The 17423-nt window shown below is 54.6% G+C and carries 14 protein-coding genes; 12 read left to right on the forward strand and 2 right to left on the reverse strand.

Translation table 11 applies throughout. The features are described 5' to 3' along the window. The first annotated feature begins 1 nt into the window (after position 1). A complete protein-coding gene (locus M0651_RS13195) occupies positions 2 to 997 on the forward strand; it encodes a siderophore ABC transporter substrate-binding protein (RefSeq protein WP_248552316.1) in 996 nt (331 codons plus the stop codon). Positions 998 to 1203: 206 nt separating this feature from the next. On the opposite strand, the gene M0651_RS13200 is transcribed toward M0651_RS13195, so the two are convergent. Then, the gene (locus tag M0651_RS13200) at positions 1204 to 2028 is read right to left on the reverse strand and encodes an aldo/keto reductase (protein WP_248552216.1); all 825 of its coding nucleotides are present in this window, start codon (positions 2026 to 2028) and stop codon (positions 1204 to 1206) included. A gap of 280 nt (positions 2029 to 2308) precedes the next feature. Here M0651_RS13200 and M0651_RS13205 point away from each other — a divergent pair, with 280 nt between their 5' ends. The 11 genes from M0651_RS13205 (at position 2309) to M0651_RS13255 (ending at position 15750) form a co-directional block, all read left to right on the forward strand. Continuing rightward, positions 2309 to 3772, forward strand: a complete 1464-nt coding sequence (locus M0651_RS13205; protein ID WP_248552217.1) for a catalase — start codon at positions 2309 to 2311, stop codon at positions 3770 to 3772. Positions 3773 to 3909: 137 nt separating this feature from the next. Further along, a complete protein-coding gene (locus tag M0651_RS13210) occupies positions 3910 to 4698 on the forward strand; it encodes an ABC transporter ATP-binding protein (protein ID WP_248552218.1) in 789 nt (262 codons plus the stop codon). Between the two features lie 3 nt (positions 4699 to 4701). After that, positions 4702 to 6369 carry a hypothetical protein gene (locus M0651_RS13215; RefSeq protein WP_248552219.1) on the forward strand — a complete coding sequence of 556 codons (1668 nt, stop codon included), beginning with the start codon at positions 4702 to 4704 and terminating at the stop codon, positions 6367 to 6369. After that, positions 6359 to 6733: a nitrous oxide-stimulated promoter family protein gene (locus M0651_RS13220; protein WP_248552220.1), complete on the forward strand. Its 375-nt coding sequence runs from the start codon at positions 6359 to 6361 to the stop codon at positions 6731 to 6733. The genes M0651_RS13215 and M0651_RS13220 overlap by 11 nt, the downstream gene beginning before the upstream one ends. Positions 6734 to 6914: 181 nt before the next feature. Then, positions 6915 to 8324, forward strand: coding sequence for a cytochrome ubiquinol oxidase subunit I (locus M0651_RS13225; RefSeq protein ID WP_372490948.1), 1410 nt, complete (start codon positions 6915 to 6917; stop codon positions 8322 to 8324). Continuing rightward, a complete protein-coding gene (cydB, locus tag M0651_RS13230; RefSeq protein ID WP_248552221.1) occupies positions 8311 to 9327 on the forward strand; it encodes a cytochrome d ubiquinol oxidase subunit II in 1017 nt (338 codons plus the stop codon). The genes M0651_RS13225 and cydB overlap by 14 nt, the downstream gene beginning before the upstream one ends. After that, on the forward strand, positions 9327 to 11063 hold the full coding sequence (gene cydD, locus M0651_RS13235; RefSeq protein WP_248552222.1) for a thiol reductant ABC exporter subunit CydD: 1737 nt from the start codon (positions 9327 to 9329) through the stop codon (positions 11061 to 11063). The genes cydB and cydD overlap by 1 nt, the downstream gene beginning before the upstream one ends. After that, positions 11060 to 12793 (forward strand): thiol reductant ABC exporter subunit CydC, encoded by a 1734-nt coding sequence (gene cydC, locus M0651_RS13240; RefSeq protein WP_248552223.1) that lies wholly within the window; start codon positions 11060 to 11062, stop codon positions 12791 to 12793. The genes cydD and cydC overlap by 4 nt, the downstream gene beginning before the upstream one ends. Positions 12794 to 12997: 204 nt before the next feature. Continuing rightward, complete coding sequence (gene gltC / locus M0651_RS13245) at positions 12998 to 13897, forward strand: glutamate biosynthesis transcriptional regulator GltC (RefSeq protein ID WP_248552224.1); 900 nt, start codon at positions 12998 to 13000, stop codon at positions 13895 to 13897. A gap of 218 nt (positions 13898 to 14115) precedes the next feature. Next, on the forward strand, positions 14116 to 14556 hold the full coding sequence (locus M0651_RS13250; protein WP_248552225.1) for a DUF1641 domain-containing protein: 441 nt from the start codon (positions 14116 to 14118) through the stop codon (positions 14554 to 14556). 15 nt (positions 14557 to 14571) lie between these two features. Further along, on the forward strand, positions 14572 to 15750 hold the full coding sequence (locus M0651_RS13255; protein WP_248552226.1) for an NAD(P)/FAD-dependent oxidoreductase: 1179 nt from the start codon (positions 14572 to 14574) through the stop codon (positions 15748 to 15750). Between the two features lie 73 nt (positions 15751 to 15823). Here the strand turns inward: M0651_RS13255 and gdhA are convergent, their stop codons facing one another. Further along, entirely contained in the window at positions 15824 to 17200 is a 1377-nt protein-coding gene (gene gdhA, locus M0651_RS13260) for an NADP-specific glutamate dehydrogenase (protein ID WP_248552227.1), read from the reverse strand. Between the last annotated feature and the right edge of the window lie 223 nt (positions 17201 to 17423).

A 17423-nucleotide genomic window follows, 5' to 3' on the forward strand; every position in this document is an offset into this window, starting at 1 on the left:
TATGCTTGCTACATTAACGTTGGTATTTGCGCTTGCGGCATGCGGCGCGAACAACAATAGCAGTAATGGTGGGAATAAGGGCGGCGGTAATGAAACAGCGTCCGGCACCAATACGGCGGAGCCGGTGGCGGCAGCGCCTGCGGAGAATGAGGAAATGACGATCAAGCATCAACTCGGTGAAGCGACCTTGAAGAAGAACCCGGCGAAGGTCGTCGTCTTCGACTATGGTACGCTCGAAACGCTCGATAAGCTAGGCATAGAGATTGCAGCCGTACCTCAGGGGAATTTGCCGAGCCATCTGGAGAAATATAACGATAGCAAATACACCAACGCGGGTACGTTGTTCGAGCCGGATTTTGAGAAGCTGAACGCGTTGAAGCCGGACGTGATTTTCATCTCCGGACGTTCTTCCGAAGCTTATGAGGAGCTGAACAAGATCGCACCAACGATCTTCTTGGGTGTGGAAACGCAGCGCTATATGGAGTCCTTCACGGAGAACGTGAAGACGATTGGCGAACTCTTCGGCAAAGAAGCGGAAGCCGAGAAGGAGTTGGCAGCCATCAATGATTCGGTTAAAGCGGTGAATGACCTGGCTTCGGCTGGCGGCAAGAAGGGGCTGATCATCCTGACGACCGGCGGTAAGGTCAGCGCGTTTGGTCCAGGTTCGCGCTTTGGCATTATTCATGATGTATTGGGTGTCACGCCGGTGGACGAGAGCATTAAGGTCGATACCCACGGGAACTCGATCTCGTTCGAATTCGTGGCCGAGAAGAACCCGGATTACCTGTTTGTCATCGACCGCGATGCGGTCGTCACCGAAGAAGGTAAACAGGCGACTCCTGCCAAGGAGATCGTCGAGAACGACCTCGTCAAGAAGACGAATGCCTTCAAGGACGGCAAAATCGTGTACCTTGATCCGAGCTATTGGTATCTCTCCGGCGGCGGGTTGATCTCGGTTCCGGAAATGATCCGAGAGGTGCAGGAAGGAATTCAGTAAATCAAAACGCGGGCTGCATGGGAATTCCCATTGCAACCCGCGTTTTTGCTTGCTAACGGACTCCGGAGCCCTTATTCCGGCCAGCAACGGTCAATTCGTTCTTAAAAGGACCCATTAAGGGCTTTGGGGTCCGTTACAGCGGGAAATCTACGGGAATTGGGCCAATAAGGTCCGTGGAGTCCGTTAGGATAAACCACAGCGAGACCTTAACGCACGTGCATCTCGTTTGGATGAGAACCTTTGCGGCGGTTGAGGTTCAAGCTGTCAATTTGCTTCATTTCCGCATCGGTCAGATTAAAATCGAACACGTTGAAGTTCTCTTCGATCCGCGAAGGGGTGACCGATTTCGGAATAACGATCGTGTTGTTCTGCAGATGCCAGCGGAGAACGACCTGGGCCGGTGTCTTCCCGTGAGCTTCAGCGATGGATTTGACCACCGCATGAGTGAGCACCTCGCCGCCTTGCTCCAGCGGACTCCAGGCTTCAACGAAGATGTCGTGCTTGGCGCAGAATGCCTTCAGCTCGTTCTGAGCCAGATGCGGATGGCATTCCACCTGATTCAACACCGGTTTGATTTCCGTTTCCTTCAACAGGCGCTCCAGATGTTCGATCTCGAAGTTACATACCCCGATCGCTTTGACGCGTCCGTCACGATACAGCTTCTCAAGCGCTTTGTAGGTCTCTACATATTGATCCACTTGCGGCATCGGCCAGTGAATCAGGTACAAATCGACATAATCAAGCCCAAGTTTCGCCAGGCTTTCGTCATAGGCATGCAGCGTATTGTCGTACCCTTGATCGCTGTTCCACACTTTTGTGGTAATGAACAACTTCTCGCGAGAAATGCCGGATTGCTTAATCGCTTTGCCGACGCCAACCTCGTTGCGGTAAATCATCGCCGTATCGATTGAGGTATAGCCTACCTCCAGCGCTTTGGCCACTGCGGCGGTAGCCCCTTCATCAGGCACTTGCCATACTCCGAACCCCAGCTTGGGCATTTGCAATCCATTATTTAAAGTAACGAAATCCATCTGTGTCGCTCCTTCTCTGTCTGCTTCTTAATTTCAGGGTGAGTATAGCATTCTCGGGTACGGTTTTCAAATAGCCGAGACCAAGATCCCACATGGAAAGTGACATACTGAGGTCACTCCCTCCATATTCTCATAATAACGAAGGTAAAAAGGGAGCGGCTGAGTTTTCTTCATCAAGCTCTCACGGAACCTTCATGCAGCCCAGAGGTGGACGTGGTAGTATTTATTATAGATTTTAGAATAAGTCTAAGTGCAATAATAAATTGAAAGGAATGATATAATGGATAACCGGCTGACAACGAATCAGGGAGCTCCGGTAGGCGATAATCAAAATTCACGGACGGCGGGAGGGCGTGGCCCCACGTTGTTGGAGGATTATCATCTGCTCGAGAAGCTGGGTCACTTCGACCGCGAACGGATTCCAGAACGTGTCGTACATGCGCGTGGTGCGGGTGCCCATGGCATATTCGTAACGGAGCGCAGCTTGGCGGAGTACACAAAGGCCCATTTTCTGCAGGAGGCGGGTCGTGAAACACCGGTGTTTGTCCGTTTCTCCACGGTCATTCACGGTCAGGGCTCTCCAGAGACGGCACGCGACCCGCGGGGGTTTGCGGTGAAATTTTATACGGAGGAAGGGAACTACGATTTGGTGGGCAACCATCTCCCGGTCTTCTTCATCCGCGACGCGATCAAGTTCCCGGACATGGTTCACTCTCTGAAGCCCGCCCCGGACACGAATATTCAGGACCCTGCCCGGTATTGGGATTTCATGACCCTGTCGACCGAATCCACACATATGATGACCTGGGTGTTCTCGGACCACGGGACGCCGGCGAATTACCGTCAAATGGACGGCTTTGGGGTTCACGCGTTTAAGTGGATCAATGCCGAAGGTAAAATCACTTACGTGAAGTACACCTGGAAGTCGAAGCAGGGGGTGGAGACCCTATCGGCGGCCGAGGTTCAAGAAGTGCAAGGTCGTGATTTCAACCATGCCACGCGCGACTTGCATGAGCATATCGAGAACGGAGACTTCCCGCAGTGGGAGCTGAACGTGCAGATGATGCCGGTGGAGGAATTGGACCTCTGGAGCTTCGACCCGCTCGATCCAACGAAGGTATGGCCGGAAGACCGCTATCCTTTGGTGAAAATCGGCACGATGACGCTGAACCGCAACCCGGAGAACTTCTTCGCGGAGGTGGAGCAGTCGGCGTTCTCGCCAAGCGTGCTCGTCTCCGGCATTGAACCGTCTGAGGATAAGCTGCTGCAAGGCCGGTTATTCTCCTACCCGGATACGCAGCGTTACCGGCTAGGCGCCAATTACTTGCAAATCCCGGTTAACTGCCCGTATGCCCCGGTGCGCAACCATCAGCGGGACGGCCACATGAATGTGAAGCAAGATCCATCGCCGATCAATTATGAACCGAACAGTTTCGACTCGAGCCCGAAGGAAGATTCAGCCTACCGCGACAGCGTGGTGCCGGTCAGCGGACAGATCGGCCGCGAGAAAATCGCCAAAACCGATGATTTCACGCAAGCGGGCGAGCTGTATCGGAGCTTTACGGACGAGGAGAAGGATCACCTCATCGCCAACCTGGTGAACGATCTGTTGCAGACACCGGAGCAAGTGCAGCTGCGCGCGGTGTGCAACTTCTTCCGTGCCGACCGAGAATACGGCATGCGTCTGGCGCAAGGGCTTGGCGTGGATATCAGCGGATTTATTCCGTCCAATTCTCAGGGATAATCAACATCCCTTTTAAATAAAGAAGGCATCTTCCGTACCTTAGGTCCGGGAGGTGCCTTTTTCTGTGAGGAATCACCCGCTTTCATTAGGAAATCTATGGTAAACTAGGGGCAGTGGAAGGGAGCTGAATCGATTTGATGACGACGACAAAGGATCCGGTGATCAAGTTGGCGAATTTGCGTATGAGTTACGGAGGACGCCAGGTTTTAAACGGGGTTGATTTGGAGGTGTACCCCGGTCAAATTATCGGTTACATCGGGCCAAACGGGGCGGGCAAGAGCACCACCGTGAAGATCATGCTTGGGCTGGTAGAGGGATATCAAGGCGAGGTACAGGTATTCGGACAACATCCGGGTGACGGCGACGCCAGTTATATGAAGCGAATCGGATATGTACCGGAAATCGCTGAGCTTTACGATACGCTGACAGCACGGGAATATCTGACTTTCATTGGTGAGCTGTACGGGTTATCCACTGATGAAGCCGAGATGAGGGCCCGGCGGATGATGACGGAGTTTAGTTTGGGGGATGTGTTTAACTCCCGGATTACGACGTTCTCCAAAGGGATGAAGCAAAAGGTGCTGCTGATCTCCAGTCTGCTGCACAATCCGGACGTGTTGTTTCTGGACGAGCCACTCAGCGGTCTGGACGCCAACAGCGTCATGGTCGTCAAGGAAATGCTTGCTCTGTTGGCTGCGCAAGGCAAAGCGATCTTTTACTCCTCTCATATTATGGACGTGGTCGAGAAGATCAGCAGTCGAATTGTCCTGTTGGACGGGGGCCGCATTGTGGCTGATGGGAGCTTTGATGAATTGAAGGCTCAGAACCATGAAGGGTCGCTGGAACAGATTTTCAACCAATTGACCGGGTTCAACGAACATCAGGATATCGCCGGACGGCTCGTATCTATTGTGCAAGAGGTGTAGCTTATGGAAGAGATGAAGAGCCTGCAGGTGTTGGACCGATTTCGCGGATTATTTGTGAAGATGGGCGTGGACTATCCGGTGATGCGGCGAATTGTTCAGGTCAAGCTGACGATGGATGCGAGAAGGGTACCGACGCTGGTCAACAAATCGAAGAAGAAATCGCAGAACGAAACCGAGGACGGGAACCAGTTCTTGCGTTCGCTTTGGTTGTATGTCATTTTTGGCGGATTCAGCTCGATGTTTGTATTGATGGGGGACAATTTGCTGTTTGAGGCGAGCATCTTGTTCGGCATCATCATGTTTATGGTCATGACCGCGATGATTTCCGATTTCTCCTCGGTGCTGCTGGATATCCGGGACCGGAGCATTCTGGCTACCAAGCCGATCAGCCGCCGTACCCTCACCATGGCGAAGACGGTGCATATCTTTATTTATTTGTTTTTCCTGACCGGAGCGGTCGCGGTCATTCCGCTGGCGGTCGGATTGTTTCGGCAAGGGATCGGCTTCTTTGCCCTGATGCTGCTGGAGTTGATCCTGATGGATCTGCTGATCGTGGTGTTGACCGCGCTGCTGTATTTGGTTGTGCTGCGGTTTTTTGACGGCGAGAAGCTGAAGGATATGATCAATTACGTGCAGATCGGAATGACGATCACGATTACGGTTGGCTATCAGGTGTTGGTCCGGCTGTTCGACTTCACGGCCATGGACATCGTTTTCAAGCCGGAGTGGTGGCAATACCTGCTGCCGCCGGTATGGGTCGGCGCCGCATTTCATACGCTGCTTCATCCGAACGGAGGGTTGACTTATGTCGGGCTGGCGGCGTTGTCTATCGTCGTTCCACTGGCGGCCTTCTTGTTGTACCTGAAGCTGATGCCGGCGCTGGAGCGAAACCTACAGAAGCTGGCGGAACCCAGTACCAAGAGCAGCCAAAGCTCGGGGAAGGCGCTGCGCCGGTTATCTGATTGGCTTTGTTCTACGCCGCAGGAAAGCGCCTTTTTCCGTTTTGCCTGGGCATTAATGGGCACGGAGCGGGAGTTTAAGCTGAAAGTGTATCCTTCCTTGGGCTTCTCCATCGTGTTTCCCTTCATCTTCTTGTTCTCGAACGGACTCGATCAGGGCTTGGAGGGGATATCCGGCACCCGGACGTATTTGTTCATCTATTTTAGCGGGATCATGGTTCCGTCTTTAATTATGATGCTGCGTTACTCAAGCCAATACAAAGCGGCCTGGATCTACCGGACCGCCCCGATCTCCGGCGAAGCGCCGATTTACAAAGGGGCTCTGCTGGCCTGCCTGGTCCGGCTTATGCTGCCCTTGTATATGGCGGAGGCTGCGATTTTCGCCGTGCTGTTCGGAGCATCCATTTTACCGGACCTTATTGTAGCTGGAGTGGCGATGCAAGGTTTCGCCATCCTTTGTTTCGTGTTCTTACGCAAGGGGTTACCTTTCTCCGAGCCGTTTGAAGCAGCGGGGCAGCAAAACCAAACCTTGGTCATTATGGGGTTGATGCTGTTGCTGGGCGGGTTCGGCTTGCTGCATTGGCTGGCGACGACCCTTCCGTTTGGGGTTGTCGCGTACGGCATCCTGATGATCGTAGGGACATGGCTCGGTTGGAGACGTGCCTTTCGGACGCGCGAAACGAAAAAGGAGGAAACGCCGGATGGCATCTAGCGTCAATGGGCCGCAGATTCGCCGCGAGAAGGAAACCGTGGCCCTGATGATCGCGTTGTATTGCCGCAAAGTACATGCCGGCAGGGAGCGGACCGACCCGCGAGAGCGGGTCCGGGACGCGGCAGCTCCGTTATGCGCCGAGTGCGCCGAGCTTCACCGCTATGCCGAGCAGCGGCTCGACCGCTGCCGGTTCGGTGAAGGCAAGACAACCTGCCTGGCGTGCCCCGTGCATTGCTATGCGACCGCCCAGCGGGATCAGATCCGCCGAGTGATGGCTTTTGCCGGGCCGCGGATGCTGTGGCGTCACCCGGTATTCACGCTACTGCACCTCCTCGACGGGTTGAAAAAAGGCCATTCACAGTAATGTCAAAATTGGCCAACCCTCAAAAAACGTTGATCTGACGCGGGTTTCGTCCCCAAGTTCGGAGTTGTGACATTTCTCATGTGATTTCTGTCACAAAATTATTATTTTTTGATCGTTCGTTTTCATGATCCGGTGATAGAATTCACATTAGATAATAATCATTAGAAAGTAGGGAAAAGAAATGCTGGATCCGATTGTACTTGCTCGCCTTCAGTTTGCGGTCACAACGATATTCCATTTCTTCTTCGTCCCGGTATCCATCGGTTTGGTGCTGCTCATCGCGATCATGGAAACGATGTACGTGACCAAGGGGAAAGAAGAATACAAACGGATGGCGAAGTTCTGGGGGAAACTGTTCCTTATCAATTTCGCGGTAGGGGTCGTGACGGGGATTCTTCAGGAATTCCAGTTTGGCATGAACTGGTCGGATTATTCCCGATTCGTCGGAGACGTCTTTGGTGCGCCGTTGGCGGTAGAAGCGCTGTTTGCCTTCTTCATGGAATCGACGTTTATCGGGCTTTGGATTTTCGGCTGGGATCGCTTGTCCAAGAAAGTTCACCTGTTGTGCATTTGGTTGGTTGCTTTGGGAACCACAGTTTCGGCTTTCTGGATTCTGGCGGCCAACTCATTCATGCAGCGCCCGGTTGGTTTCGAGATCAACAACGGACGCGCGGAGATGAACGACTTCTTCGCCTTGATCGGCAACGGGCAGCTGTGGGTAGAATTCCCGCATACCGTGCTGGGTGCCTTTGCGACGGGGGCTTTCTTGATTGCGGGTGTCAGCGCCTATAAAATGCTGAAACGTCAGGATGCTGCTTTCTTCAAGAAATCCTTTGCGATCGGGATTATCGTTGCACTGATTGCTTCGTTCGGAACGGCCATGTTTGGTCACCAGCAAGCACAATACCTGGTCAAGACGCAACCGATGAAAATGGCCGCCTCCGAGGGCCTTTGGGGCAAGTCAGGCGACCCGGCGCCGTGGACGGTGTATGCGCATATTGATTCGGATAATGAAAAGAACAATTTTGAAATTAAAATTCCTTACTTGCTGAGCTTCCTGTCCTACAGTAAGTTCTCCGGCGAGGTTAAAGGCATGCATGAGTTGCAAGCGGAATACGAGCAAACTTACGGTCCTGGGGACTACATTCCTCCCGTTCGGACGACGTTCTGGAGCTTCCGGATTATGATTGTTGCCGGATGCTTGATGATCGTGCTTGGTTTGTACGGTACGTATCTGGCTTGGCGCAAAAAACTCGATAAACCCAACACCTGGTTTTACCGCTTCATGTTGTGGTCGATCTCGCTGCCGTTTATCGCGAATACTTCGGGTTGGATCATGACGGAATTCGGGCGTCAGCCGTGGACGGTATTTGGGCTGATGCAAACGGCGGACAGTGTTTCACCAAGTGTAACGGGCGGGCAGATCCTGTTCTCGTTAATTGCTTTTACAGCGATCTATTCGGTACTTGGCGCCGTATTGGTTTACCTGTTCGTGAAAGTCATCAAGAAGGGACCGAATGACGAAACGGGAGACGGTGCGGATCATTCGTCGGATCCATTCGGTAAGGAGGGATATCATGCTGTCTCTTAATGAGCTCTGGTTTGTCCTTGTCGCAGTGTTGTTTATCGGCTTCTTCTTCCTGGAAGGTTTTGACTTCGGGGTGGGGATGAGTACCAAATTTTTGGCCAAAAATGATATGGAACGGCGCGTCCTGATCAATTCGATCGGACCGTTCTGGGACGCGAACGAGGTTTGGCTGTTGACGGCTGGCGGCGCGATGTTTGCCGCTTTCCCGAACTGGTACGCTACGTTGTTCAGCGGATATTACACCCCGCTTGTCGTCTTGCTGCTTGCTTTGATTGCGCGGGGCGTTGCGTTCGAGTTCCGTGGGAAAGTGGACAGCGGGAGATGGAAAGGCACTTGGGATTGGGCGGTCTTCATCGGCAGCCTGCTGCCTCCGTTCCTCCTCGGCGTTGTATTCTCCGGCTTGCTGAAAGGGTTGCCGATCGGCGAAGACATGGAAATGAAGGCCGGGTTGTTCGATATGGTTAACCTGTACACTTTGGTCGGCGGCATTACGGTTGTGATGCTTTGCCTCGTTCACGGATTGCTGTTCGCTTCCTTGCGGACGACCGGCAGCCTGCAGGAACGGGCTCGCAAGCTGGCTCACAAGCTGTTGATTCCACTTGCTGCATTGTTCGTCATCTTCGGCGTGATGACGTACTTCGAAACCGACGTGTTTGAAGTGCGAGGTGTGTTGATCAGCTTAGTAGCGGTCCTGGGCGTCGCGGCTTTCGTGCTGGCTGGCTGGTTCATCCGTAAACAAAGAGACGGCTGGGCGTTTGGGATGACGGGCGCGATGATCGTGTTGTCGATCGCTGCAGTATTTGTCGGCTTGTTCCCACGCGTCATGGTCAGCTCGATCAGCGAGGCCTTCTCCTTAACGATCGATAACGCGGCCTCCGGGCACTACTCCCTGAAGGTCATGACCATCGTGGCGTTAAGCCTGCTACCGTTCGTGCTGGGTTATCAAATTTGGAGTTATTTTGTCTTCCATAAACGCGTACACGAGAAGGAGCATTTGGAATATTAATGGGCCGCGGAGTCATGAAAATCACAGGGATCAAGCCGGTCATGGCGATCATGGCCCTGCTGACCCTGGTTCAAAGCTTTGCTATCATCTGGCAGGCCAAATGGTTGGCGGAGATCGTCTCCGCCCTGTTTGCCGGAGCCAAGCTGCAGGAACAAGCCGGCGGGGCCGGTTTGTTCCTGCTTGCTTTTATCGTACGGCAGGTCTGTGGCATGCTGCAGCAGAAAACGGCGTACGCTTTTGCTGAGGAGACGGGGCGGGGCCTGCGGGAGCGGGTGCTAGAGAAGCTGTTCCAACTGGGGCCGCGCTTCGCCGGAACCGAAGGAACTGGGAATTTGGTGACCCTCGTCCTGGAGGGTGTAACAAAATATCGGAATTATCTGGAGTTGTTTATTCCGCGCATGCTGGCAACGGGTTTAACGCCGGTTCTGATTTTGGCCTACGTTTACAAGTTGGATTTGGCTTCCGGGATTATTCTGACGCTGACAATGCCGATCCTGATCGCCTTTATGATCCTTATCGGGCTTGCAGCGCGCAAGCAAACCGAGCGGCAGTTGAAATCGTATCGGATCTTATCCAATCATTTCGTTGATTCGCTGCGCGGGCTGGAAACGTTGAAATTCTTGGGGCGCAGCAAAGCGCATGTGACGTCAATTGAGCGGGTCAGCGACTCCTATCGGTCGGCAACGATGCGAACGCTGCGAGTAGCATTCTTGTCCTCGTTCGCCCTGGATTTCATTACGATGTTATCGGTCGCCTCGGTGGCGGTTAGCTTGGGGCTGCGTTTGGTTGATGGCGAGATGGTGCTGCTGCCGGCATTAACCGTGCTGATTCTGGCGCCGGAATATTTCCTGCCGGTGCGGATGGTCGGCGCCGATTTCCATGCGACGCAGGACGGCAAAGCCGCCGGGGAAGCGATGAATGAGATCATCGCCACGGCGGATGAGGAGGCGGCCAAAGCTGCGCCGGTTCCGGCGGGTACGGTCTGGACGTGGACACCGGAGAGCACGCTGAGCTTGCGCGGGATTGGGGTGGTCCATGAGGAGGAAGCCCGTCCGTCGTTGGCCGAGGTGAACTTGACGTTGGGCGGCATGGGCACCATCGGGATTATCGGCGAGAGCGGAGCCGGCAAATCTACGTTGATTGACGTGCTCGGCGGATTTCTGCGGCCGACCTTGGGCCGAGTGGCCTTAAACGGTACGGAGCTGGGGGATTTGACGGCGCAGGGCTGGCGGGAGCAAATGACCTATATCCCGCAGAACCCGTATATTTTCAGCGGATCGTTGGCGGACAACATCAGCTTTAATGCGCCGGAAGCGACACGGTCCGAGGTGGAGCGCGCGGCGACGGCGGCCGGACTGGACGGGCTTGTGCGCAGCTTGCCGGGCGGCCTTGACGAGCTGATTGGCGGCGGCGGTCGGCCCTTGAGCGGCGGTCAGGAGCAACGCGTGGCGTTGGCCCGGGCTTTGCTCAGCCGGCGGCCGGTCATTCTGCTCGACGAACCTACGGCTCACCTGGATATTGAGACGGAATATGAACTCAAGAATACGATGCTGCCCTTGTTTGAAGGGAAGCTGGTGATCCTCGCGACCCATCGGTTACACTGGATGCGCGAAATGGACCGCATCGTGGTGATGGAGCAGGGCCGAGTGGCGGAAGCGGGGACGCATACCGAGCTGATGGCCAAGCGGGGAGCTTATTATCGGTTGGTATCGGCACAGCGGGAGGAGATTGTATGAAGCAGGAATCCTGGATTCGGCCCTATTTTCGATGGTATAGCGGAAGGTTTACGTTATATCTGATCCTGGGCGTGCTCACGCTGTTGTCTGCCGGGATGCTGATGTTTACTTCCGGGTTCCTGATCTCCAAGTCAGCGATGCAGCCCTATAATATCTTGCTCGTGTATGTACCGATTGTCGGCGTTCGCACATTCGGCATTAGTCGGGCGGTAATCCATTATGTCGAACGGCTGGTTGGCCATGATACCGTACTGCGAATCTTGGCGAAAATGCGCGTTCGTCTGTACCGCGTGCTGGAACCACAAGCCTTGTTTATCCGCTCCCGTTTCCGGACGGGGGATATTCTCGGCGCTCTTGCCGATGATATCGAACAGCTGCAGAACGTATATATTCGCACCGTGTTTCCGAGCGTCGTAGCGCTGATTTTATATGCCGCGACCGTGGTGGCCATGGGCTTGTTTGACGTCACGTTTGCGTTGTTGTTGGCAGCGTACATTTTCGTCCTCGTCGTGGTGCTGCCTTACCTCTCGCTGTGGTTCACACGGCGGACGAACGAGGAGGTTAAACGCGAGCGGAACGGGTTGTATCAGAAGTTGACCGATGCCGTCATGGGGATCGGCGATTGGGTGATCAGTGGGCGGACGGCGGAATTCCTGAAGTCCTATGCGCAAGATGAGGCTGCGGTGGCCCGTAAGGACCGCAAGCTGCGGGCGTGGGCTCGCTGGCGCAGCTTCATCGGCCATTTCGTCGTCGGCCTTGTCGTGGTTTCGATGGTTTATTGGGCCGGCGGCGAAGCGGCGGCCGGACGGATCGACGCGACGCTGATTGCGGCGTTCGTCTTGATCGTGTTCCCGCTGTCGGACGCGTTTCTGCCCGTGTCCGAAGCGGTGGAGCGCACGCCGCAATATCGCGTGTCGCTGGACCGGCTCGCCCGGATCTCGGGGGGCGGCGCTGAGGCGGTAGAGGCTGCGGCGGGCGAAGTAGCGCCTCGCACCGCTGCCGCTGATGTGCGGCTGCGAGACGTCCGCTTCGCCTACGCCGCGGAAGACGCCGACTCGGTTGACGGCTTCTCGCTGGATTTCCCGCAGGGCAAGCGGGTGATGGTGATTGGCCGCAGCGGCGCCGGCAAATCGACGCTGCTGAAGCTGATCCAGGGCGCGCTTGCCCCGAGCCACGGGACGGTGCAGATCAACGGCATCCCAGCCGCCGCTTACGGCGACCGGATGCCGGAGGTGATCTCCGTCCTGAATCAAAGCCCCCATCTGTTCGACACGACGGTGTCGAACAACATCCGGCTCGGCCGTCCGGAGGCGACGGACGAGGAGATCGGCCGGGCCGCGCAGGCGGCGCAGCTCGGTCCGCTGGTTGCGGCGCTGCCGCAGGGGATGAACACGCCGATGCGTGAAACAGGTCGGCGATTCTCCGGCGGCGAACGGCAGCGCGTGGCCCTGGCGCGGATCCTCCTGCAGGATACGCCGGTGCTCATCCTCGATGAGCCCACCGTCGGCCTCGATCCGCGCACCGAACGCGAGCTGCTAGCGACGATCTTCCGCACGACTCAAGGCAAGTCGCTGATCTGGGTGACGCATCACCTTGTCGGCGCCGAACGGATGGACGAGATCGTGTTCATGGAGCACGGGCGCGTCGTGATGCGCGGCAGCCATGCAGAGCTGCTGGCTCGCGAGCCGCGGTACCGCAATCTGTACCGGCTGGATTGTCCGGAGGAGTAAGACACATAATGAGAGTAGGCGGCGAGGCTAGGGAAACCGGCATCGCCGCTTTTTTTATGCAGGGTTTTCCTTACCAATATGCCTTTTGCGCTTCCGTTTTCGGAGGGGAGTCGGGTATAATGGTTTTTAATATATTTCACAGGGTGTAAGCTATATACGTACTCGAACAGGTTGGAACCAAAATGCGGCGAACGGGGTGAGGGGATGGAGCTCAGGCAAATCCAATACTTTATGGAGGCGGCCAAGCTGGAGCATGTGACGGAAGCGTCGTATGCCTTGCATGTGTCGCAGTCGGCGGTCAGCCGGCAAATCTTTAAGCTGGAAGCAGAGTTGGGCGTCGATCTGTTTGTCCATGAAGGCCGCAAGGTGAAGTTGACGCCAATTGGCCGGCAGTTCCTGCAGCATATGGAACAGATGATGAAAGTAATCGAGCAGGCGCAGCAGGAGATCAACGAATATCTTGATCCGGAGCGCGGGACGGTGCGGATTGGGTTCCCGAGCAGCCTGGCTGCGAACCTGGTGCCTACGGTTGTGTCGGCATTCCGGCGCCGGTATCCGGAGGTGCATTTCCAACTGCAGCATGGATCTTATCGAGAGCTGCTGGATTGGGTCGGCGGCGGCGTGATGAACTTGGCCATGATCGGTCCGGTGCCTCAAGGGGAAGCACAGGTAACGGGCGAGGCATTATTCCGCGAGAATTTCAAAGTGCTGTTGCCCGCTGGGCATCGGTTGGCCGACCGCGACTCGGTAGGGCTGGATGACCTGCGGGAGGACGTGTTCGTCTTATTTCCCAAGGGATTTATCTTGCGAGAAATCGTAGTCGACGCCTGTGACAAAATGGGATTTCAACCGAAGGTTTCGTTTGAAGGGGACGATTTGGACGCGATCAAAGGGCTGGTGGCCGCCGGACTCGGTTTAACCTTGCTTCCCGAAATTGCCCTAGGCGAGCATATTCCTTCCACGATCGTGTCGCTGCCGATGATGGAGCCGCAGGTGACCCGGGATGTCGGCGTGATCATTCCAGCCAATCGGGAGCTTGCGCCGACCGAAAAGCTATTTTGCGATTTTTTGAAGGAGACGTTACCGTCCTCTTACGGAGCTTAGAATTCATCGAAAATTGATATCGATAAGGGCCGTGAATTTTGTCACTTATACGGTCCTTTTTTGTTGAAAATATGTTACAATTTATTCGGATTGTTCAAGGTTAAGATGTGCAAATTTTCACTAACTTGAAGCGGTTAGAGGCATCCAAAGGAGGAACACTATGCATGAACTGTAGTTCGGCAGGGTCGTCCTCAGATTATCGCAAAGGAGAATCGGATATGTCAGAAACAGTTACTGAAACGAAAGCGGAGCAATCCGCAGCCCCAAACGCAAGCGGGCAGCAGGAGCTCCTGGAGCAGCTCTTGAAACCGGAGGTACAGCAATCGCTGACGGCTCTGGTCGAGCAGCTTCCTAAATTGAACGAACTCGTAGGAGTGTTGACGAAATCGTATGATTTTGCTAAATCCGTAGCTTCGGATGAAGTCCTGAAGAGCGACACCGTCGGCGCCATTTCGGAAATTGCCGGACCGGTCGTGGGTAAAGCGAAGCATCTGGCGGCTAACGTGATGGAAGCGAAGGACCGCGCCGAGGACAGCCAAGAGGTGATCGGTGTATTTGGGTTGATGAAAATGCTGAAAGATCCGCAAACCCAAAAGCTGCTTCGTTTCGTGAATGCTTATCTTCAAGTCTCCGGTGAACGGGACCGCCATCAAAACTAACGGAGGAATACGATTATGTCAAAACATATTGTAATTTTGGGCGCCGGCTACGGCGGTGTACTCAGCGCATTGTCGGCCCGTAAGTTCATGGATCAGTCGCAGGCGCGGATCACGGTGATTAACCAATATCCGACGCATCAGATCATTACCGAGCTGCATCGCCTTGCGGCGGGCAGCATTTCCGAGCGTGCCGTATCCTTGCCGCTGGAGAAGCTGTTCAAGGGGAAAGATATTGATTTACGGATCGCCAAGGTAGAGAATTTTTCGGTGGATAAGAAAGAAGTGAAGCTCTCCGACGGCACCGTCTTGACCTACGACGCCCTTGTCGTTGGTTTGGGAAGCATTACCGCTTATTTCGGGATCCCGGGCTTGGAGAAGTACAGTATGGTATTGAAGTCGGCGGACGACGCCAAGCGGATTCACGAGCATATCGAATCGCGTATTCGTGAATATGCGGCTACCGGCAACGAAGCGGACGCATCCATCGTGATCGGCGGCGGCGGATTGACCGGAGTCGAGCTCGTTGGGGAGATCGCCGACAAACTGCCGGAGATGACGAAGAAATACGGCGTTCTCCAAAGCGACATCAAGCTGATACTCGTGGAAGCCGGACCGAAGATCCTGCCGGTCCTGCCGGACGTGCTGATCGAACGTGCAACAGCCAGCCTGGAGAAACGTGGCGTGAAGTTCTTGACCGGATTGCCGGTAACCAATGTGGAGGGCAACGCGATCGATTTGAAAGACGGGCAAAAAATCGTAGCGAACACCTTCGTTTGGACGGGTGGCGTGCAAGGGAATCCGCTCGTTGGCGAATCGGGACTGGAAGTGAACCGCGGCCGCGCTTCGGTCAATGACTTCCTGCAGTCCGTCTCGCATCAGGACGTGTTCGTTGCCGGCGACAGCGCCGTTTACATGGGCGCGGATGGCCGCCCTTACCCGCCAACGGCGCAAATCGCTTGGCAAATGGGCGAGCTGATTGGCTATAACTTGTTTGCGTACCTGTACGGCAAACAAATGAACGCATTCAGCCCGGTCAACTCCGGTACACTGGCCTCTTTGGGACGCAAAGACGCCGTAGCAACGATCGGTGCGAGCAATACCCAACTGCGCGGATTGCCAGCTACGATGATGAAGGAAGCGAGTAACATTCGGTACTTGTCCCATATCAAAGCGCTGGACGCTTTGGCTTACTAATCTCAATCTAGTAAACAAAAGAGTCGCCTGGAGAACGAATCCTCCAGGCGACTCTTTATGTTTAATGGATTCCTTATACAATACCGTGAGCCAGCATCGCATCAGCGACTTTCAGGAAGCCGGCGATATTGGAGCCCACAACCAGGTTGTCGGAATAGCCGAATTCCTCAGCTGCGTTCACGCTACCTTGATAGATATTACGCATAATGTCTTTGAGCTTAGCGTCCACTTCTTCGAAGGTCCAAGCAAGTCTAGCGCTGTTCTGCGCCATTTCCAGCGCGGATACGGCGACCCCGCCGGCATTGGCCGCCTTAGCCGGTCCAAAGTATACGCCATTATTCAGATAAACCTCGATAGCCTCCAACGAGGACGGCATGTTCGCCCCTTCAGCTACGTATTTAACTCCATTGGCTACCAGCTGTTTCGCCGCAGCTTCGTTGATTTCGTTTTGCGTTGCGCATGGCAAGGCAATATCGCAAGGAATACTCCAGATCTTCTGGCAGCCTTCCACATACTCTGCAGACGGATGCTCGTTAACGTATTCACTGATCCGTTTCCGTTCCACTTCCTTCAGGCGTTTCACTGTTTCGAGATCAATGCCGTTCTTGTCGTATACATAACCATTCGAATCACTGCAGGCGACAACCTTGGCACCTAGCTGCTGTGCTTTCTCGATGGCATAGATCGATACGTTACCGGAACCGGACACCACAACGGTCTTCCCGGCGAAGCTATCGCCCCGGCTCGCCAGCATCTCGCTGGTGAAATAGACCAGCCCGTAGCCCGTAGCTTCGGTCCGAGTCAAGCTGCCTCCGTAGGTGAGGCCTTTCCCGGTCAATACGCCGGTTTCATTGCCATACAACCGTTTGTATTGGCCGAACATGTAGCCGATTTCCCGAGCGCCAACGCCAATATCGCCAGCGGGTACGTCCGTGTCAGGGCCGATGTATTTGGACAATTCCGTCATGAAGCTTTGAGTAAAACGCATCACTTCAAGATCCGATTTGCCTTTCGGATCGAAGTCAGATCCGCCCTTGCCACCACCGATAGGCTGGCCGGTCAGGGAGTTCTTGAAGATTTGCTCAAACCCGAGGAATTTGATAATGCTGGCGTTCACGGACGGGTGAAAACGGAGCCCGCCTTTATAAGGGCCGATCGCACTGTTGAACTGAACGCGGAAACCGCGGTTCACCTGCACTTTGCCTTGGTCATCAACCCAAGGTACACGGAAGCTGACCATTCTTTCAGGCTCGACGATCCGCTCGAGAATCCCTTGGTTCTGGTATTTCGGATATTTGGCGAACACGGGAACTAACGAGTCGAGGATTTCTTTGACGGCTTGATGAAATTCATGCTCCCCCGGATTCCGTTGTTGGACAGTTTCATATACCTGATTAACATAATTGCGAGCTACCTCCAGGCCTGCTTCGCGCTGCTGTGTTAAAGCCATGGTCCACTCCACCTTTCTTGTGATGTAATCGGATGAGTACGTTCACCTTTTCACGATATCTATGACCTTTATTGTAATATTGATGTAAGCTATGAACAAAGCTAATTTGAGATCAACTTGATGATCGCATGAGATGAACTGGAGCGGATGGGCGGCCTCGTGGCCCTGAATTTCAGGAGTATTATGCCCGGCAGAACGGGGGTTCAGACGAGAAAACGACCGG

Source organism: Paenibacillus mellifer (assembly GCF_023195895.1).
Taxonomy (GTDB): domain Bacteria; phylum Bacillota; class Bacilli; order Paenibacillales; family Paenibacillaceae; genus Fontibacillus; species Fontibacillus mellifer.